The following is an 18,968-nucleotide window of genomic DNA, read 5'->3' on the forward strand; positions in this document are numbered from 1 at the left end:
CGTCCAGCCCGGCTTGTCACCGTCACCTGCGGGCTGGGTCCCCTGCGGCGCCGGGTCCTCCGGCCCTAGGTGTGATGTCCAGGGACGTTGTCCCGAGTTGAGGTGACCAGCGGCGGCCTGTCGTGCTGACAGGTGAAGGCCTCCGGATGTGAAGTGGAGCTGTGTAGGAACCACATCACCGCCCGGAGGCCTTCGTGTCCCACCCTAACGCCACCCTCACCCCACGCACCCGACTACGGCTCGCCCGCCTGATCGTCGAACACGGCTGGACCTGCACCGCAGCAGCGAAGATGTTCATGGTCGCGGCCAACACTGCCCGCAAGTGGGCCGAGCGCTACCGCACCGAGGGCCTGGCCGGGATGGCCGATCGCAGCTCGCGTCCGCACCACAGCCCGACCCGCACACGCGAGCCGGTGGTACGGCAGATCGTGCGGCTGCGGTGGCGGCACCGACTGGGCCCAGTCCAGATCGCCGGCCGCCTCGGCCTGCCCGCCTCGACCGTGCACGCGGTGCTGGTGCGTTGCCGGATCAACCGGTTGTCCCGGATAGACCGGGTCACCGGTGAACCGCTGCGCCGCTACGAACACGACCATCCCGGTTCGCTGATCCATGTCGATGTCACCAAGTTCGGCAACATCCCCGACGGCGGCGGACACCGCTACCTCGGCCGGCAGCAGGGAGCCCGCAACAAACGCGCCACTCCCGGCTTGCCCCGCAACGCCTACCGCAATCCCCGCACCGGCACCGCCTTCGTCCACACCGTCATCGACGATCATTCCCGGGTCGCTTACGCCGAGATCCACGCCGATGAGACCGCCGCCACCGCCACTGCGGTCCTGCACCGGGCGGTGGGCTGGTTCGCCGACCGCGGCGTCATCGTCGAACGCGTGCTCTCGGACAACGGTTCCGCCTACCGCTCTCATGCTTGGCGTGACACCTGCGCCGAGCTGCAGATCACTGCGAAACGGACCCGGCCTTACCGGCCGCAGACCAACGGCAAGATCGAGCGGTTTCACCGCACGCTGGCCGAGGGCTGGGCCTACGCCCGCTTCTATCCCTCGGAAACCCTGCGGCGGGCGGCGTTACCGGGGTGGCTGCACTTCTACAATCATCACCGACCCCACAGCTCAACCGGCGGCAAGCCGCCGGTCACCCGGCTGACCAACCTCCCCGGACATCACACCTAGGCGGGCGCGGCCTTGGCGGCGAGCGACTCCGCGATGAAGGTGAGCTCGCCGTCGAACTCGGCGGGGAGGTCGTCCTCCGAATGGCGGGCCGTCGCGTGCCGGTGGCTGACCGCGCGGGCGAGCAGGCCCGACGCGCGGTCGACGTCGGCGCTCGGCAAGTGGCCGCCGGTGGCCGCCAGGATCACCGAACGGACCTGGCGCACCAGCGCCTGGAAGCGCTCGTGGAGGGCGTCGCGGACGGCGTGGTGGGTGTCGGCCTCGCGCCACAGCAGGTGCGAGAGCCCGAGCGACCGGCTGAAGCGGCGGTCCAGTTCGCGGACGAGCCGGCGCAGGCTGCCCGCCAGGTCGCCGGGGACGACGACCGCGGCCGGTTCGATGCGCTCGTCGGGCAGCCGCTCGACGAGGGCGGTGAGCAGGTCCGCCTTATGCCGGAAGTAGTAGTGCACCAGGCCCTTCGGCACCCCGGCCCGCTCCGCGACGCGGGAGGTCGGGGTGGCGTCGAAGCCGGATTCGGCGAAGAGCACCTCGGCGGCGCAGAGAATGCGCTCTTTCGCCGAATCCTCGGTCATTCCGGTGCCTCCTGGTCGTTCGGTGCGGCCGTGTGGTGCCAGTCGTGCGGCCAGCCAATCAGTGACGGCCAGCCGGTCGTGCAGCCGACCGGTCAGTGCCGGCCGGCCAAGTCGGTCAGTGCCAGCCGACCGACCGTGCAGCGCCAGCCTGCCGTGCAGCGCCGGCCGGTCGGTCAAGGCCAGCCGGTCGGTCAAGGCAGCCGGTCAAGGCCAGCCGACCGGCCGTGCAGCCGGGTGATCAGTGCCCGCGGCTCAGTGCTGGCCCGCCGTGCGGTGCGCGGCGTTCGCGACCGGCATCGCCGCCGCGCCCGCGATGACCGTCAGTACCCCGGCGATCCAGGACGTCCAGGACGCGCCGTTGAGCTCGGTGTACTCCAGCACCCACGGCGCGATGAAGAACAGCACGCCGAGGGCGATCTGGATGCCCTCGCCGTAGACGAGGCCGGGCTTCGCTAGCGAGACCAGGCCGTCGAGTGCGATCAGTGCTCCCAGGACGACCATCGTCCACATCACGGTCGCGTCCGTGCTCAGCCAAAGGGGTGAAAGAGCGGCGACGACCCCGATGACGACCTCGGCCCAGTCGTGAGGCCGGGTCCACGCGCGCGTGGTGACTTCACTCATCCGTGCTCACCTCCGTAGGTGATCCTGCTGGTCGGGTGGGTATTCCCTCGATCGATCATCCGGTTTGACTGGCCGGCCGGTCAAGATTGATCGGTCACAGTTGGAGGTGTAATCGTGCTGCTCGTCTCGTACAGTTGTGGACGCGAGTTACCGGCGAGTAATTTCTGCCGCCAACGCCGTTGACCCCCATCTCCGCGGAGGAACCGATGACGCAGCTCGGCGAGATCCAGCAGGCCATCCTGAACGGCGAGTCGGCCGCGGTCGGCTCGTTGCCCGTGCCGGAGACCTACCGGGGCGTGACCGTCCACGCGGACGAGGTCGACATGTTCGAGGGCCTCGAGAGCCGGGACAAGGACCCGCGCAAGTCGCTGCACGTGGACGAAGTGCCCGTCCCGGAGCTGGGCCCCGGCGAGGCCCTGGTCGCGGTGATGGCGAGCGCCATCAACTACAACACCGTGTGGACGTCGATCTTCGAGCCGATCCCCACGTTCAAGTTCCTGAAGAAGTACGGCAAGCTCTCGCCGCTGGCGAAGCGGCACGACCTGCCCTACCACGTGGTCGGCTCGGACCTGTCCGGTGTCGTGCTGCGCACCGGGGTCGGCGTGCACACCTGGAAGCCCGGCGACGAGGTGGTCGCGCACTGCCTGAACGTCGAGCTCGAGAGCCCGGACGGGCACAACGACACGATGCTCGACACCGAGCAGCGGATCTGGGGCTTCGAGACGAACTTCGGCGGCCTCGCCGAGGTCGCGCTGGTCAAGGCGAACCAGCTGATGCCGAAGCCGGACCACCTCACCTGGGAGGAGGCCGCCTCCCCCGGGCTGGTCAACTCCACCGCCTACCGCCAGCTCGTCTCGCGCAACGGCGCGGACATGAAGCAGGGTGACGTCGTCCTGATCTGGGGCGCTTCGGGCGGCCTCGGCTCCTACGCGACGCAGTACGCGCTGAACGGCGGCGCCCTCCCGGTGTGCGTCGTGTCCAGCCCGGAGAAGGCCGCGATCTGCCGGAAGCTCGGCGCCGAGCTGATCATCGACCGCAGCGCCGAGGCCTACAAGTTCTGGAAGAGCGACACCGAGCAGGACCCGAAGGAGTGGCAGCGGTTCGGCGCGAAGATCCGCGAGCTGACCGGCGGCGAGGACCCCGACATCGTGTTCGAGCACCCGGGCCGGGAGACGTTCGGCGCGTCCGTCTACGCCGCGCGCAAGGGCGGCACGATCGTCACCTGCGCGTCCACCTCGGGCTACATGCACCAGTACGACAACCGCTACCTGTGGATGAACCTGAAGCGGATCGTCGGCTCCCACTTCGCGAACTACCGCGAGTCCTGGGAGGCGAACCGGCTGATCGCGAAGGGGCTGATCCACCCGACGCTGTCGAAGACGTACTCGCTCGAAGAGACCGGGCAGGCCGCGCTGGACGTCCACCGCAACGCGCACCAGGGCAAGGTCGGCGTGCTCGCGCTCGCGCCGCAGGAAGGCCTCGGCGTCCGCGACGAGGAGAAGCGCGCGAAGCACCTCGAAGGGATCAACGCGTTCCGCGGCGCCTGAGCCGCGAGGACCAGCCGGATCCGGGTGTCGGGAACCGCCCGGATCCGGTCCGATCCGGCAAGATCCTTTCGCCGCATCAGACGCCACTTTCGGCGCAGGCCCCGGGTGCTCACCCTTTGGTGACCCGGCTGCGACTACGGTAGGCGCATGAGCCTTGGCGATGAACGGGAGCTTGTGCCGCTGGGAGCCGGCTTCGACGTGGCGAAGCGCGGGTACAGCCGAGCACAGGTCGACGAGCACCTCGAACGGCTGGACGCCGACCTGAAGATGCTCACCGCGGATCGGGACGCCGCCATCGCGCAGGCCGGCGACCTGGCCCGGCAGCTGGAGATCGCGCGCGGCGAGATCGCGGACCTGCGCGGGCAGGTCGACCGGCTGGCCCAGCCGCCCACCAGCGTCGAAGGCCTCTCGGAGCGGCTGCAGCGGATGCTGCGCCTGGCCCAGGACGAGTCCGCGGACACGCGGGCCCGCGCCGAAGCGGAGGCCGGCCACATCCGGGCCAAGGCCGAGACGGACGCGAGCGCCATGCGCGCCCGCTACGAGCAGCTGCTCACCGAGCTCGACCTGCGCCGCAAGGAGATGGAGGCGGAGCACCGCAAGGTGCTCGAGGACGCCCGCGCGCAGGCCAAGGAGATCACCGACAAGGCCGAGGCCGAGCGCACGAAGCTCGACACCGAGTCGTCGGACCGGCGCACGAAGGTCGAAGAGGACTTCGAGATCGCGATGGCTTCGCGCCGCACCGAGGCGATGCGGGTGCTGGCCGAGCAGGAAGCCGCGAGCAAGGCCGAGGCCGCGCGCCGCGTGCAGGAGGCGACCCAGGACGCCGCCGACATCCGCGCGAAGATCCTCGAGGAGGAGAACGCCACCAAGGCCGAGGTCGAGCGTCGGCAGCGGGAGTCGGTCGCGGACGCGAACAAGCGCCGTCAGGATTCGATCAACGAGGCCAACGCCCGGCTCGCCGAAGCCGCGGACGAGGCGCGGCGCCGCGTCTCGACGGCGACCGAAGAGTCGAACCGGCGGATCACCCAGGCGAACGAGCGCGTCGACTCGCTGCGCAAGGTGCGCGGCGGGCTGGCCGAGCAGGTGCGCGCGGCGCGGGCGGTGCTCGCCGAGGCACACACCGTCCTCGGCGACGAGGTGAAGGTGCCCGCGGAGATCACGACCGATCTGAAGGCGGCCGACCTGAAATCGGACGCGCCGGCGGCCGAATCCGACACCGGGAAAACGAAGCCGGTGAACGACGTCGAAGAGACCATCCGGATCCGGGCCTCCGACGTCCCGAAGCCACCGGCGGCCTCCAAGCAGGCGGCGAAAGCCACTCCCAAGCCCACGCCGAAGCCCAGTCCGCGGCCAAGCGGAGCGCGGAAAGCGACTGGCGAGTAACCTTCGACCCGACACGAGCTCGGACGAGCCCGCGCGGTCGACGCCGACCGCCATCGTCCCTGCTCACGCGGGATCACCTGGAGGTTTTGCGCATGGGTGCGGCATATCGGACCGTGGTGGTGGGCACGGACGGCTCGGAGTCCTCGTTCGCGGCGGTGGACCGCGCGGCGGCGGTGGCCGGCGACGCGGGGGCGACGCTCGTCATCACGTGCGCGTTCTACCCGGCCAGCAAGACCGACATCGACAAGGCCCAGGACGTCCTGGGTGACGAGGCCTACCAGGTCGTCGGCTCAGCGCCGGCCGAGGACACACTGCAGTCCGCGCGGGACCGCGCGGTGCGCGCCGGCGCCGAGAAGATCGACACGGTCGCGGTGAAGGGCGACCCGGTCGACTCGCTGCGCAAGGTGGTGCACGAGCGCGAGGCGGACCTGCTGGTCGTCGGCAACCGCGGGCTGAACACGATCGCGGGCCGGATCCTGGGCTCGGTGCCGTCGGAGGTGGCGCGCAAGTCCGGCGTGGACGTGCTGATCGTCCACACGACCTGACCGTGCCTGATTCGAGTGAGGAACTTCAGCAGCGGCTCGAGCGGATCCTGCTCGGCGGCCGGCGGAAGTACACCCGGCTCGAAGTAGCCGAAAAGGCCGGCGTGCCCGACGATCGGTCGCGCCGGCTTTGGCGTGCGCTGGGGTTCGCGACCGTCCCCGACGACGAGGTGGTCTTCACCGACGCCGACGTCGACGCCATGCGGACGGCCGATCAGCTGGTGCAGTCGGGCTTGATCGACCCGAGCATCGAGGTGGCGGTGACGCGCGCGCTCGGCCAGCACCTGTCGCGGCTGGCCGAGTGGCAGGTCGACATGCTGTTCGAGCTGATCAAGGAGCAGCCCGAGCTCGGTCGCAGCGAGCGGCAGGTGGCGCGGCTCGTCGACCGGCTGCTGCCGGAGCTCGAGCAGGTGCAGAACTTCGTCTGGCGCCGGCACCTGGCGGCGTACGCCGGGCGGGCGTTCGCGGCGCCGGATGAGAACCTCGAGACGCGCACGCAGGTGGTCGGGTTCGTCGACATGGTCGGCTACACGCGCCTGACGCGCCAGATCGACGAGGACGAGCTGAGCCGCGTGCTCGACGCGTTCGAGCTGCTGGCGACGGAGACGATCGCCGACCACCACGGCCGCGTGGTGAAGATGATCGGCGACGAGGTCCTGTTCGTCGCCGACTCGGCGGTGGCCGCGGCGGAGATCGCGCTGGCCCTGACCGAGCGGACGTCGGCGGACGAGAGCATCCCGGCGGTTCGCGCGGGCATGGCGTCCGGCCGGGTCTTGAACCGCTTCGGCGACGTCTACGGCTCGGTGGTCAACCTGGCGGCCCGCCTGACGTCGGTGGCCCGCCCGGGCACGATCCTGATCGACCGCGAGCTGGCCACCGAGCTGGCGGAAGAACCGGCGTACGAGCTGCGCCAGCGCCGCCCGGTGACGGTCCGCGGCTACAACCGCCTCCGCCCATCGGCGCTGCGCCGGGCGCGCGCGGTCCCGACGGGTGTCTTCGCAAGCTCACAGCAGCTGGCGGCGGAGATGATGGGCCTCACGGAGCCGAACCCCGCGGAAGACGAGCCCGCGCTTCTCGGCGAGGACACCGCCGAGACACCCCGCGCACGCCGCCGTCGCCGCAGGCGCATGCTCTGATTCGCGCCGGCACCGGCCGAAAACACCCCTGCCACTCCCGGACAAGCACCCGCCGGTTCGAGCGTTCCCGAGCGGCCAACACGGCCACGGGAACGGCCAACACACTGCCCGCAGTAGCCAACACGGCACGCGGCGCCCGTCGGCGAACCAGCCTGTCGGCGTGTTGGCCGTTCCGGTCGCTGTCTTGGCTGCTCCGGTTGCCGCGTTGGCCGTTGCCGTCAGCGCGTTGGCCGTCGCCGTCCGTGTGTTGGGCGGAACGGCCTCGCCGTGCTCGCTCGGGCGATGACTTCGCCGAAACTCCCCCGCCACTCCCAGGGGGGGCGTCCCCAGGTCCAGTCTAGTGGCGACCACCGTCCGGACCTCGGGAAACGGGCCTGGTCGGCGAAGTTGCCCACAAGTCGGTGGGCCTGTGGACAACCCGCGAAAGGGTCAGGCGTCGTAGTCGACTGTCACCGTCTCCGAGACCGGGTACGACTGGCACGTCAGGACGAAGCCCGCCGCCACCTCCGCCTCTTCCAGGGCGAAGTTGCGGCGCAGGTCCACCTTGCCCTCCGTGACGCGTGCTCGGCACGTGCCGCACACGCCGCCCTTGCAAGCGAACGGCAGGTCCGGGCGGAACTTCTGGGCGCCGTCCAGGACCGATGACGACCTGGGCAGCGTCATCGACGACGAGCGGCCGTCCAGGACGACTCGGACTTCCGAGGACGCTCCCGCCACCGTCGGATCGATGTGGGTCACCGGTTCCGGCGGGGTGTCGACGTAGAACAGCTCCTGGTGGATGCGTGCGCGGGGCACGTCCAGGGAAACCAGCAGCTCCTGCGCGCCCGTCACCATCTCGAACGGGCCGCACAGCCACCAATGGTCCACTTCGGACACCGAAACCAGCGAGGAGAACAGCTGCCGCAGCTTCGGGACGTCCAAGCGGCCGGTGAACAGTTCCGCTTCGCGCGGCTCGCGGGACAGGACGTGGATCAGCTCCAAGCGGGACGGTGCGCGGTCCTTCAGGTCCGCCAGCTCGTCCGCGAACATCACCGTGTCCGTGCGGCGATTTCCGTACAGCACCGTCACCGTCGCGTCCGGCGTGGCCAGCAGCGACGACACGATCGACAGCACCGGCGTGATGCCCGAGCCCGCCGCGATCAGGACGTGGTGGCCACCTTCGGAAAGGTCCGGGGTGAACGAACCCGTGGGCGGGGCGACCTCGATCGTGTCGCCCGCGCGGACGTCGTTCAGCAGCCACGACGAGAACAGGCCGCCCGGGACCAGGCGGACGCCCACTCGCGGTGCCGTGCCCGCCGCCGCGCAGATCGAGTACGAACGGCGCTCGTCGCGGCCGTCGACCGAGCGCCGCAACGTCAGGGACTGGCCCGGCTTGAAGTCGAAGTCCTGGGCCAGCGCGGACGGCACGTCGAACGTGACGGCGACCGCGTCGTCGCACAGCCGCGCGATGCCCGCGACCTTCAAGGGGTGGAACGCCACTAGATCTCCTTGACGTGCTCGAAAGGCTCCTGACACGACCGGCAGCGCCGCAGCGCCTTGCACGCCGTCGCGCCGAAGCGGGACTGCTCCTCGGTGTCCGCGGACCCGCACAGCGGGCACGGCACCGCCGTCACCGGCGCCGACAGCGTCAGCGGGATCGGGCCCGACCGCCGCGGTGCCGCGCCCGGCGGGGCGATGCCGGCCTCGGCCAGCTTGCGACGGCCTTCCGACGTGATCCAGTCCGACGTCCACGACGGCGACAGCTGGGTCCGGATCTCGACGTCCGCGTAGCCCGCGCCGACCAGCGCGTGCTCCAGGTCGTCGCGCATGGTGTCCATCGCCGGGCAGCCGGTGTACGTCGGCGTGATCGCGACGACCACGCGACCGTCCACTTCGGACACCGAGCGCAGCACGCCCAGGTCGGCCAGCGTCAGCATCGGCAGCTCGGGATCGGTGACCGTCGCGGCGACCAGAGAAGCGGTCACCATTTCGCGTCCGGCATCGCCCGGGCCACGCTCTGCAGCTCCGCCAGCAGGAACCCCATCTGCTCGGTGTGGACGCCGTCGCGGCCCGTCCGGCCGGACACACCGGCGAGCTCTCCGGACGAAGGCCGGGTAAGAGTCGCCGCGGAAAGCACCTGGTCCAGGACCGCATCGAACTCCGGGCGCAGCGAAGCCGCGTCCACCAGCTCCACCGGATGCGTCCGGAACAGCTCGCCGACGTACGGCCACACCGCGTCGAGCCCCTCCTGCATCCGCTCGTGCGACAGCGGCGTGCCGTCGCCGAGCCGGACCAGCCACTGCGCCGCGTAGTCGCGGTGGTAGGTGACTTCCTTGACGCCCTTGTCCGCGATCGCCGCCAGGACCGGGTCCACCGACGTCACCAGCCGCTGCAGCAGTGCGAGGCGCCACGTCGAGAACACGAACAGCCGCGCGATGAGGTGCCCGAAGTGCTCGCCGCCCAGCTCCGCGAGCCGGACGTTGCGGAACTCGTTCTCCACACGGTCGAACGCGAACGAGTCCTCCGAACGCGAAGAACCGTCGGCCTTGCCGGCGCGCGCCAGCAGCAGCCGCGCCTGGCCGAGCAGGTCGAGGCCGATGTTCGCGATCGCGACCTCGTCCTCCAGCTCGGGCGCGTTCGTGCACCACTCCTGCAGCCGGTGGGAGAAGATCAGCGCGTCGTCGCCCAGCATCAGGCAGTACGCCGCGAGCGCGGTACCGTCCACACCGGACGGCACCGAAGTGTCCACTCCGGACAGCGGGTCCTCGAAGCCGGTGCCGAACGCCCAGCGGGCGTCGTTCTCCTCGGTCAGCGACTCGTAGACGTTGTCGAAACTCATATGTGCGGCACCTCCTCGGGGATGTCGTAGAACGTCGGGTGCCGGTAGACCTTGTCGCCGCTCGGCGCGAAGAACGGGTCCTTCTCGTCCGGCGAGGACGCCGTGATGTCCGACGCGCGCACGACCCAGATCGACACGCCTTCGTTGCGCCGCGTGTACAGGTCCCGCGCGTGGTGCAGCGCCATCTCGTCGTCGGCCGCGTGCAGCGAGCCGACGTGCACGTGGTTCAGCCCGCGCTTGCCCCGGACGAACACCTCGTACAACGGCCAATCGTGCTTGACCGGGCCGGGCGCGGCGGGGACACCCTCCAGCGGGACGGCCCCGTGGCCGCCTTCGGCAGTCAGGTCGCTCACTTGCGCTCCTCTTTCTTCGCCGCGTGCGCCACGGCGGCTTCGCGAACCCACGCGCCGTCGTCGTGCGCGCGACGCCGGTGGGCGACGCGCGACGCGTTGCACGGGCCGTTGCCCTTCAACACGTTCTTGAACTCGTCCCAGTCGACCGCACCGAAGTCGTAGTGCTCACGAGAAGCGTTCCACTTGAGATCGGCGTCCGGGAACGTGACACCGAGCGCGGCCGCCTGCGGCACCGACATGTCGACGAAGCGCTGCCGCAGCTCGTCGTTGGTGTGGCGCTTGACCTTCCACGCCATCGACTGCGCGGTGTTCGGCGAGTCGGCGTCGGGTGGCCCGAACATCATCAGCGACGGCCACCACCAGCGGTTCACGGCCTCCTGGACCATGTCCCGCTGCTGCTGGGTGCCCTTCATCATCGTCATCAGCAGCTCGTAGCCCTGCCGCTGGTGGAAGGACTCCTCCTTGCAGATGCGGATCATCGCCCGCGCGTACGGCCCGTAGGAGCTGCGGCACAGCGGCACCTGGTTGCAGATCGCCGCGCCGTCGACCAGCCAGCCGATCACGCCGACGTCGGCGAAGGTCAGCGTCGGGTAGTTGAAGATCGACGAGTACTTCTGCTTGCCCGTGATCAGCTTGTCGGTCAGGTCCGCGCGGTCGGCGCCCAGCGTCGCCGCGGCCGAGTACAGGTAGAGCCCGTGGCCGGCCTCGTCCTGCACCTTGGCGAGCAGGATCGCCTTGCGCCGCAACGACGGCGCGCGCGTGATCCAGTTGCCCTCGGGCTGCATGCCGATGATCTCGGAGTGCGCGTGCTGCGCGATCTGCCGGATCATCGTCTTGCGGTAGCCCTCGGGCACCCAGTCGCGCGGCTCGATCCGCTGGTCGCGCTCGATGGTGTGCTCGAAGAGCTCCTCGAGTTCGGTCTCAGGCAAAGTGGCGGTCACGGCTGCTCCTTCGACACGAGGGTCAGGACGTCGTACTTCGCGACCGAGTCGCCGTCGGAGTTGGTCACGTCGGCGTCCCACCGGACCTCGCCGTACTCCTGGTCGATGCGCGGCGTGATCTGCTTGGCGGTGAGGGTCACGGTCAGCGCGTCGTCCACCTTGACCGGCGTCAGGAACCGCAGGTTCTCCAGGCCGTAGTTGGCCAGCACCGGGCCGGGCTCGGGCGAGACGAACAACCCCGCCGCGAACGAGACGACCAGGTAGCCGTGCGCGACGATCCCGCCGAACAGCGGGTTCGCGGCCGCGGCCTCGGGGTCGGTGTGCGCGTAGAACGTGTCGCCGGTGAACTCGGCGAAGTGGTCGACGTCGGACTGCAGGACCGTGCGCGGCCCGGCGACGACGGAGTCGCCGATCTTCAGCTCGGCCAGGGACTTGCGGAACGGGTGGACGTCGCTCTCGGTGCGCGGCGCGCCCGTGACCCACCGGCCGGTGACGGCCGACAGCACCGCGGGCGAGCCCTGCACGGCCGTGCGCTGCATGTGGTGCAGCACGCCGCGGATCCCGCCCATTTCCTCGCCACCGCCCGCGCGGCCGGGGCCGCCGTGCACCAGCTGCGGCATCGGCGAGCCGTGGCCGGTCGATTCCTTGGCGTCGTCGGCGTCCAGCACCAGCAGGCGGCCGTGGTAGGCCGCCGCGCCGAGGACGACCTCGCGGACGAACTCCTTGTCGGCGCTGACGATCGAGCCGGCCAGGCTGCCGCCGCCGCGCGCCGCCAGCTCGATGACCTGCTCGGTGGAGGTGTAGGGCAGCAGCGTCGAGACCGGGCCGAACGCCTCGACCTCGTGCGGTTCGGAGCGCTCCGGGTCGGCCTTGAGCAGCACCGGCGAGAGGAACGCGCCGCGCTCGGCGTCCGCGTCGACGACCTCGACCTTCTCCGGGTCGCCGAACACGATGCTGCCGGCGTCGAGCAGGGCCTTCAGCGAGCGCCGGACCTCTTCGCGCTGCTCCAGGCTGGCCAGCGCGCCCATCCGGACACCCTCGGCGGTCGGGTTGCCGACCGTCACCTTCGCGAGCCGCGCGGACGCCGCCGCGGCGACGTCATCGAGCAGCGAAGCCGGGACGAACGCGCGGCGGATCGCCGTGCACTTCTGCCCCGCCTTGACCGTCATCTCCGAGGTCAGCTGCTTGACGTAGAGGTCGAACTCCGTCGTCCCGGGGCGCGCGTCCGGGCCGAGGATCGAGCAGTTCAGCGAGTCGGCCTCGGCGTTGAAGCGGACGGCGTTGCGGATGATCGCCGGGTGCGCGCGCAGCTTCTGCGCGGTGGACGCCGAGCCGGTGAACGACACCAGGTCCTGCGCGGTCACGTGGTCGAGCAGGTCGCCGACGCTGCCCGCGACGAACTGCAGCGATCCTTCGGGCAGGATCCCCGACTCGATGATCAGCTCGACCAGGCGGGCCGTGAGGTAGGCCGTCTGGCTGGCGGGCTTGACCAGGCTCGAGACGCCGGCCAGGAACGCCGGGGCGAACTTCTCCAGCGGCCCCCACACCGGGAAGTTGAACGCGTTGATCTGGACGGCGACGCCTCGCAGCGGCGTTGCGATGTGCTGGGCGACGAACGTGCCGCCCTTGCTCAGCGGCTCGACGTTGCCCTCGACGTAGACGGTGTCGTTCGGCAGCTCGCGCTTGCCCTTGGAGGCGTAGCTGAACAGGACGCCGATGCCGCCGTCGATGTCGAACTTGGAGTCACCCAGCGTCGAGCCGGTCTTCGCGGAGAGTGCGTACAGCTCCTCGCGGTGCTCGCGCAGGTGCGAGGCCAGTGCCTTGAGCAGCGCCGACCGCTGGTGGAACGTCAGCTCGCGCAGCGCCGGGCCGCCGACCCGCCGGCCGTACTCGAGCGCGCCCGCGAAGTCGACGCCCGCCGAGGAGACGCGGGCGACCTCCTCGCCGGTCGTGGCGTCGTGCAGCGGGGCACCGTCTTCCGCCGCCGTGTGCCACTCGCCCGAGACGTAGCTGCGCAGCAAACCCATCGAGTCCGACCTCTCCACCGAATTACCTACCGGACGTTCAGTAATTCCATCGTAGCCGCTGGCCGCCGAGATCGGAAGGCCCCGGCGCTTGACACCGGCCCGGACCTCTGCCTTTACTGAGGCGCACCACCGGATGACCGTCCATTCGGTCAGTCCATCCATGCCCCCGCCGCCGCCCTCAGCGGAGGCGCTCCGCGCCGCAGGGCCTGTTCAACGGAGAGTGCATGACCAACGCCGCGCACACCATGTTCGCCGCGGACGAGGCGTCCCGCGCGCTGGGCATCACCCTCGTCGAGGCGGGCGACGGGCGCGCGGTCGCGACCATGACGATCACCCGGTCCATGGTCAACGGGCACGACATCGCGCACGGCGGGTACGTCTTCTTGCTCGCCGACACGGCCTTCGCCTGCGCGTGCAACACCCACGGCCCGGTCACCGTCGCCGCCGGTGCGGAAATCTCGTTCGTCGCCGCCGGCCGGCTCGGCGACCACCTCGTCGCGACGGCCACCGAGCGCACCAGCTACGGCCGCAACGGCATCTACGACGTCACGGTGCAGCGGGAGACCCCCGCGGGGCCCGAGATCGTCGCCGAATTCCGCGGCCGCAGCCGCGTCATCTCCGGGAAACGGGACCAAGCATGATCGAGGCGAACCTCTCCGCCGACGAGCTGGCCGCGCTGCAGCTCGAGCGTCTGCAGTGGACACTCCGGCACGCCTACACGAATGTGCCGGCGTACACGAAGAAGTTCGACGACGCGGGTGTGCACCCGGACGACTGCAAGGAGCTCGCCGACCTGGCGAAGTTCCCGTTCACCACCAAGCAGGACCTGCGCGAGAACTACCCGTTCGGGATGTTCGCCGTGCCGCAGGAGCAGGTGCGGCGCATCCACGCCTCCAGCGGCACGACCGGCAAGGCCACCGTCGTCGGCTACACCGAGCAGGACATCGACACCTGGGCCACGGTGATGGCCCGGTCGATCCACGCGGCGGGCGGACGGCCGGGCCACAAGCTGCACAACGCGTACGGCTACGGCCTGTTCACCGGTGGTCTCGGCGCGCACTACGGCGCGGAAAAGCTGGGCTGCACGGTGATCCCGGCGTCCGGCGGGATGACGGCGCGGCAGGTGCAGCTGATCACCGACTTCCGGCCCGAGATCATCATGGTGACGCCGTCGTACATGCTGACGCTGCTCGACGAGTTCGAGCGCCAGGGTGTCGACCCGCGCGCGAGCTCGTTGCAGGTCGGCATCTTCGGCGCCGAGCCGTGGACCGAGCAGATGCGCTCGGAGATCGAAGAGCGGTTCGCGATCGACGCGGTGGACATCTACGGGCTGTCCGAGGTGATGGGCCCGGGTGTCGCGCAGGAGTGCGTCGAGACGAAGGACGGCCTGCACATCTGGGAGGACCACTTCTTCCCCGAGGTGATCGACCCCTTCGACGAGCACGTGCTGGGCGGCGGCGAGACCGGCGAGCTGGTGTTCACGTCGCTGACCAAGCAGGCGCTGCCGATCATCCGCTACCGCACGCGCGACCTGACGGCGTTGAACCCGGGCACGGCGCGCCCGGCGTTCCGGCGGATGGACAAGGTGACCGGCCGCACCGACGACCTGATCATCCTGCGCGGCGTCAACGTCTTCCCGACGCAGATCGAGGAGATCGTGCTGCGGATGGCTTCCCTCAGCCCGCACTTCCAGCTCGTCCGGTCGACGCGCGGCCGGCTCGACCACCTCACCGTGCTGGTCGAGGCGCGTCACGACGCCGTCGCCGAGGACCGGGTGCGCGCCGCCGCCGAGCTGGTCACCGGCGTCAAGGACGGCGTGGGCGTGACGGTGTCGGTGGACGTCGTCGACCCGGACACCCTCGAGCGGTCGATGGGCAAGATGCGGCGGATCGTCGACCAGCGGGACAAGACGTGACGGCACCTCGGCGCGGGCGCCCCGGGTACGACCTCGAATCGCTGCTGCAGGTGGCGGTGAAGCTGTTCAACGAGCGCGGTTACGACGGCACGAGCATGGAGGACCTCTCCCGCAAGCTCGGCATCACGAAGTCGGCGATTTACCACCACGTGCCCAGCAAGGAAGAACTGCTGCGGCTCTCGGTCGACCGGGCCCTGGACGGCTTGTTCGCCGTCGCCGAGGAAACCGCGCGGCTCGACGGGCGGGCGATCGACCGGCTGGAGCACCTCGTGCGCGGCAGTGTGCTGGTGCTGGCCGACCGGCTGCCGTTCGTCACGCTGCTGCTGCGCGTCCGGGGCAACACGAAGGTGGAGCGCGCCGCGCTGGCCCGCCGGCGCGAATTCGACCTGCTGGTGACGGACCTGGTGAAGCAGGCCGAAGCCGAGGGTGACATCCGCCCGGACGTCGACCCGGCGGTGACCGCGCGGCTGATCTTCGGCATGGTCAACTCGCTGATCGAGTGGTACCGGCCGCGGCGCGGCTCGTCGGCGGCGGAAGTGGCCGACACCGTCTGCAAAGTGGCGTTCGAAGGGCTGCGCACGCCGTCGTAGGTCAGTCGCGGGCATTCGGGGGCGGGCGCCCCGCTTGCCAAAGGAGCGCGTCGCGCAACTGCTCGATGAGTTCTTCGTCGTCCGATTCGGAAGGATCGGCGCCGAGCGGGATCCAGCGCTCGGAAACCTTCTCCCCCTCGTCGAAGCTCGTGATCACGATTCCGGAGTACGACAAGGACTCCTCGTCCGCGCAGTCGCCGTCCGGGACCGGTTCGTCGGCTTCGAAGGCGTCGTCGAAGCTGACGTGACGATGCTGCAGGCGGACGCTCACCCAGCGTCCCGCCGGCCGGATCGGCGCGTCGTCTTCGATCATCTGCTCCTACCCCCGGTCACACGGGCCCCCTGCCGTCTCGTCGCGTCCGGGCGCCGGGAAGTTACCGGCGGGTTGTTCCGGTTCCGTAACGACAGCCGTCGACGCGGAAATTCGGTTGCCCGCAACCGGAGTCACTCTCTTGACGAGAAGTCAACTACTTGTTGACAGCGTGCCGTTCCCCGGCGAGGCTGAGCGGATGACCAGCGGAACGCGGCCCCGGCGGCGCCGGCTCGAGCCGGCCGAGCGGCGCGCCGAGATCCTCGCCGCCGCCCGTCGGCTGTTCGGCGCGGGCAGCTACGCGTCGGTGTCCACTTCGGACATCGCCGAGGCGGCCGGGGTGGCGCGCCCGCTGATCAACCACTACTTCGGCGGGAAGCGCGAACTGTACCTGGAAGTGGTGCGGCAGCTGATGATCGTGCCGGCGCCGGTGACCGAGGCGCTGCCGGACACCACGATGGAGGAACGGCTGACGATCGGCGTCGAGCGCTGGATCGACGTCGTGGACCGCAACCGCGACGCCTGGCTGACGGTGATCGGGCCGGAGTCGGCGGGCCGCGACCCGGAGATCGAGCGGATCATGCTGGAGGCCGACGAGATCGCCGCGGACCGCGTGCTCGAAGCCGCGTTGATGACCGACGTGACCGAAGGCCGCGAAGAGCTGCGCGCGATGATCCGGTCGTTCGGCGGGATGCTGCGGGCGGCGTCGCGCGAATGGCTCATCCGCGGCACTTTGGACCGGACGGCGCTGCGGACGTTCCTCACCGATTCGATCCTCAACCTGCTGAAGCTCACCTACCCGGCGGTGCTTGCCGAGCGGCCCGGAACCGGCGCGCGTATGCCGCGGGCGTCATCCCGGTCCAGCGCTTGAACGCGTAGATGAAGCTCGACGCCTCGGCGTAACCGAGCCGGTACGCGACGTCCTCGACGGACAGCACGCCCGTGTCGAGCAGCTCTTCGGCCAGGGCCTGGCGGACTTCGTCGACCAGCGCGCGGTAATTGGTGCCGGCCTCGGCCAGGCGCCTCCGCAGCGTGCGTGTGCTGAGCGTCAGCTGGCGGGCGATTTCGTCCATCCCCGCGTCGACGCCGCCGAGGCGCACCAGGCGTTCGCGGACCTGCTGCGAGATCCCGGAGCGCTGCCGCTTGCGCGTGACGAGGGCCTCGCACTGCGCGGCGCAGAGTGCGACGGTCTGTTCGTTGGCCTGCGGCAGCGGCAGCGCGAGGAACGCCGGGTCGAGCGTGGCGCGGCAGGCGTCGGCGCCGAACCGGGGCTCGACGCCGAACGCCGCCCGGTAGGCGTCCACTGTGGACGCTTCGTGGCGGAAGCTCAGGTCGTCGAAGGCGATCTCGGGCAGCAGGTCGCGCATCACGGCGAAGATCGCGGACAGGTCCCGCAGCACCAGGAACCGGGCGACGTCGACGGGCACGCGGCTGTCGTCGAGCTCGAGGGTGATGCGGTCGCCGTCGGCCACGACGTGCGGGATGCAGAACGCGAAGCTGAGGTCGAAGTAGCGCAGCGCGAACAGCATCGCGTCGCGCAGCGTCGGGCTGCTGATGCAGGCGAACCCGAAGATGCCGAAGGTGGTGACGCGGTAACGGCGCCCGAGCTCGAGTGCCGTGGCGTCCGAACCGTCCAGCGCGGCCAGCGCGCGGACGACGGCCAGCTCCTCGCGCGCGTCGACCTGCGCCGCCGGGTCGGCGAGCAGGTCCGGGGTCACCGACGTCGCGGCCAGCAGCCGGCCGGAGGCCAGACCGCGGTCGGCGGCGAACCGCGTCATCAGCTCGATGCTCGCGGTACCGCGCGGGAAGTCCCAGTCCCCGACGGCGGGGGCGGCGAGCTCGGCCATGGCCGGAAGTATGGATCACGTCCTGCGGCGCAGCTCATCGAGGACCGGAATTGTCCGGGGTGATCGTTAGGGTGACGCCGTGACGACGTTGAGCCGACGGGCGCTGAACCGCGCGACGCTGGAGCGCCAGCTGCTGCTGCGCCACGCGAAGATGTCCGCCCGCGACGCGGTGGAGCACCTGGCCGGGCTGCAGGCGCAAGCGCCGTTCCCGCCGTACTACGCGCTGTGGGCGCGCCTGCACGGCTTCCGGCCCATGGACCTGGCGGAGCTGCTGGAGAGCCGTCAGGTGGTCCGGATCGCGCTGATGCGCGGCACGGTCCACCTGGTGACCGCGGCGGACGCGCTGGCGTGGCGGCCGGTGGTGCAGCTGCTCTACGACCGCGACCTCAAGCAGAACACCCTGCACGCGCAGGCGCTCGCCGGGCTGGACCACGACGTCGTCGCCGCGGCCGCGCGAGAGCTGCTGCTGGACGCGCCGCTGTCGAGCACCGCGCTGGGCGCCGAACTGGCGCGGCGGTGGCCGGACGTCCCGACGGCGTCGCTCACCCACCTGGCCCGCGGCCGGCTGCCGCTGGTGCAGATCCCGCCGCGGGCGATCTGGGGCAAGGCCGGGCAGGCGACGTACGCGTGCCTGGACGAGTGGGTGGCTTCGCCGCTGCCCCCGCCCTCACCGGCCGCCCTGATCGCGCGGTACCTGCGCGCGTTCGGCCCGGCGACGGTCGCGGACGTCCAGACGTGGGCGGGCATCACCCGGCTGGGCGAGGTCGCGGCAGGGATGGACCTGCGCCGCTACCGCGACCCGGACGGCCGCGAGCTGCTGGACCTGCCGGAGCTGACGGTCCCGGAAGAGGACGTCCCCACGCCGGCGCGGCTGCTGGGGCCGTTCGACCAGACGATCCTGTCCTACGCCGACCGCACCCGGGTGATCAGCGACGAGCACCGCAAGCGCGTCATCACCCAGAACGGCCTGGTCAAGGGGACGCTGCTGGCGGGTGGGTACGTGCGCGGGTTCTGGGAGCTGAAGGCCTCCCGCAAGGCCGCCGCGGTGGAGCTGACGCCGTTCGAGAAGCTGCCGAAGCGCGACCTGCAGGCCTTGGAGAGCGCGGCGGCGCGGCTACTGAGCTGGGCGGAACCAGGCGCGGAGACGCGGGAGGTGCGCGTGCTGGCTTGACGCGTCCGCGC

At 70.6% G+C, this 18,968-nt stretch carries 20 protein-coding genes; 10 read left to right on the forward strand and 10 right to left on the reverse strand.

Features of this window, described 5'->3' with window-relative positions; genetic code table 11:
* The first annotated feature begins 194 nt into the window (after positions 1-194).
* Positions 195-1,187, forward strand: coding sequence for an IS481 family transposase (locus OG494_RS28790; protein ID WP_328443940.1), 993 nt, complete (start codon positions 195-197; stop codon positions 1,185-1,187).
* On the opposite strand, the gene OG494_RS28795 is transcribed toward OG494_RS28790, so the two are convergent.
* Complete coding sequence (locus tag OG494_RS28795; protein WP_328443942.1) at positions 1,184-1,756, reverse strand: TetR/AcrR family transcriptional regulator; 573 nt, start codon at positions 1,754-1,756, stop codon at positions 1,184-1,186. The genes OG494_RS28790 and OG494_RS28795 overlap by 4 nt on opposite strands.
* Before the next feature lie 252 nt (positions 1,757-2,008).
* Positions 2,009-2,377 carry an SPW repeat domain-containing protein gene (locus OG494_RS28800; RefSeq protein ID WP_328443944.1) on the reverse strand — a complete coding sequence of 123 codons (369 nt, stop codon included), beginning with the start codon at positions 2,375-2,377 and terminating at the stop codon, positions 2,009-2,011.
* Between the two features lie 206 nt (positions 2,378-2,583).
* On the opposite strand from OG494_RS28800, the gene ccrA reads away from it, so the two are divergent.
* The 4 genes from ccrA (at position 2,584) to OG494_RS28820 (ending at position 6,985) form a co-directional block, all read left to right on the forward strand.
* Positions 2,584-3,924 (forward strand): crotonyl-CoA carboxylase/reductase, encoded by a 1,341-nt coding sequence (gene ccrA / locus OG494_RS28805; RefSeq protein ID WP_328443946.1) that lies wholly within the window; start codon positions 2,584-2,586, stop codon positions 3,922-3,924.
* 174 nt (positions 3,925-4,098) lie between these two features.
* Positions 4,099-5,307: a chromosome segregation protein gene (locus OG494_RS28810; protein ID WP_328459053.1), complete on the forward strand. Its 1,209-nt coding sequence runs from the start codon at positions 4,099-4,101 to the stop codon at positions 5,305-5,307.
* Positions 5,308-5,399: 92 nt separating this feature from the next.
* Entirely contained in the window at positions 5,400-5,852 is a 453-nt protein-coding gene (locus tag OG494_RS28815) for a universal stress protein (protein ID WP_328443948.1), read from the forward strand.
* Between the two features lie 2 nt (positions 5,853-5,854).
* Positions 5,855-6,985 (forward strand): adenylate/guanylate cyclase domain-containing protein, encoded by a 1,131-nt coding sequence (locus OG494_RS28820; protein ID WP_328443950.1) that lies wholly within the window; start codon positions 5,855-5,857, stop codon positions 6,983-6,985.
* A 429-nt stretch (positions 6,986-7,414) separates the two neighbouring features.
* Here the strand turns inward: OG494_RS28820 and paaE are convergent, their stop codons facing one another.
* The 6 genes from paaE to paaZ are packed head-to-tail and all read right to left on the reverse strand — an operon-like array spanning position 7,415 to position 13,124.
* Entirely contained in the window at positions 7,415-8,464 is a 1,050-nt protein-coding gene (paaE, locus tag OG494_RS28825; protein ID WP_328443952.1) for a 1,2-phenylacetyl-CoA epoxidase subunit PaaE, read from the reverse strand.
* A complete protein-coding gene (gene paaD, locus OG494_RS28830; protein WP_328443954.1) occupies positions 8,464-8,952 on the reverse strand; it encodes a 1,2-phenylacetyl-CoA epoxidase subunit PaaD in 489 nt (162 codons plus the stop codon). The genes paaE and paaD overlap by 1 nt, the downstream gene beginning before the upstream one ends.
* On the reverse strand, positions 8,946-9,803 hold the full coding sequence (paaC, locus tag OG494_RS28835; RefSeq protein WP_328443956.1) for a 1,2-phenylacetyl-CoA epoxidase subunit PaaC: 858 nt from the start codon (positions 9,801-9,803) through the stop codon (positions 8,946-8,948). The genes paaD and paaC overlap by 7 nt, the downstream gene beginning before the upstream one ends.
* Positions 9,800-10,114, reverse strand: a complete 315-nt coding sequence (paaB, locus tag OG494_RS28840; RefSeq protein ID WP_328459054.1) for a 1,2-phenylacetyl-CoA epoxidase subunit PaaB — start codon at positions 10,112-10,114, stop codon at positions 9,800-9,802. The genes paaC and paaB overlap by 4 nt, the downstream gene beginning before the upstream one ends.
* Before the next feature lie 38 nt (positions 10,115-10,152).
* On the reverse strand, positions 10,153-11,097 hold the full coding sequence (gene paaA, locus OG494_RS28845; protein WP_328443958.1) for a 1,2-phenylacetyl-CoA epoxidase subunit PaaA: 945 nt from the start codon (positions 11,095-11,097) through the stop codon (positions 10,153-10,155).
* Positions 11,094-13,124 (reverse strand): phenylacetic acid degradation bifunctional protein PaaZ, encoded by a 2,031-nt coding sequence (gene paaZ, locus OG494_RS28850; RefSeq protein ID WP_328443960.1) that lies wholly within the window; start codon positions 13,122-13,124, stop codon positions 11,094-11,096. The genes paaA and paaZ overlap by 4 nt, the downstream gene beginning before the upstream one ends.
* A 224-nt stretch (positions 13,125-13,348) precedes the next feature.
* On the opposite strand from paaZ, the gene paaI reads away from it, so the two are divergent.
* Genes paaI through OG494_RS28865 form a run of 3 tightly spaced genes read left to right on the forward strand, consistent with a single transcriptional unit; the run spans position 13,349 to position 15,629 of the window.
* Positions 13,349-13,765 carry a hydroxyphenylacetyl-CoA thioesterase PaaI gene (paaI, locus tag OG494_RS28855; RefSeq protein ID WP_328443962.1) on the forward strand — a complete coding sequence of 139 codons (417 nt, stop codon included), beginning with the start codon at positions 13,349-13,351 and terminating at the stop codon, positions 13,763-13,765.
* Entirely contained in the window at positions 13,762-15,039 is a 1,278-nt protein-coding gene (gene paaK, locus OG494_RS28860; RefSeq protein ID WP_328443964.1) for a phenylacetate--CoA ligase PaaK, read from the forward strand. The genes paaI and paaK overlap by 4 nt, the downstream gene beginning before the upstream one ends.
* Complete coding sequence (locus OG494_RS28865) at positions 15,036-15,629, forward strand: TetR/AcrR family transcriptional regulator (RefSeq protein ID WP_328443966.1); 594 nt, start codon at positions 15,036-15,038, stop codon at positions 15,627-15,629. The genes paaK and OG494_RS28865 overlap by 4 nt, the downstream gene beginning before the upstream one ends.
* A gap of 1 nt (position 15,630) precedes the next feature.
* On the opposite strand, the gene OG494_RS28870 is transcribed toward OG494_RS28865, so the two are convergent.
* Positions 15,631-15,942 carry a hypothetical protein gene (locus tag OG494_RS28870; protein WP_328443968.1) on the reverse strand — a complete coding sequence of 104 codons (312 nt, stop codon included), beginning with the start codon at positions 15,940-15,942 and terminating at the stop codon, positions 15,631-15,633.
* Positions 15,943-16,138: 196 nt separating this feature from the next.
* Here OG494_RS28870 and OG494_RS28875 point away from each other — a divergent pair, with 196 nt between their 5' ends.
* Positions 16,139-16,810, forward strand: coding sequence for a TetR/AcrR family transcriptional regulator (locus OG494_RS28875; protein WP_328443970.1), 672 nt, complete (start codon positions 16,139-16,141; stop codon positions 16,808-16,810).
* Here the strand turns inward: OG494_RS28875 and OG494_RS28880 are convergent.
* A complete protein-coding gene (locus tag OG494_RS28880) occupies positions 16,731-17,786 on the reverse strand; it encodes an AraC family transcriptional regulator (RefSeq protein WP_328443972.1) in 1,056 nt (351 codons plus the stop codon). The genes OG494_RS28875 and OG494_RS28880 overlap by 80 nt on opposite strands.
* A gap of 79 nt (positions 17,787-17,865) precedes the next feature.
* Between OG494_RS28880 and OG494_RS28885 the strand changes: the two genes are divergently transcribed.
* Positions 17,866-18,957: a winged helix DNA-binding domain-containing protein gene (locus tag OG494_RS28885; protein WP_328443974.1), complete on the forward strand. Its 1,092-nt coding sequence runs from the start codon at positions 17,866-17,868 to the stop codon at positions 18,955-18,957.
* Positions 18,958-18,968 lie beyond the last annotated feature (11 nt).

It is taken from the genome of Amycolatopsis sp. NBC_00438 (assembly GCF_036026695.1).
Lineage (GTDB): Bacteria > Actinomycetota > Actinomycetes > Mycobacteriales > Pseudonocardiaceae > Amycolatopsis.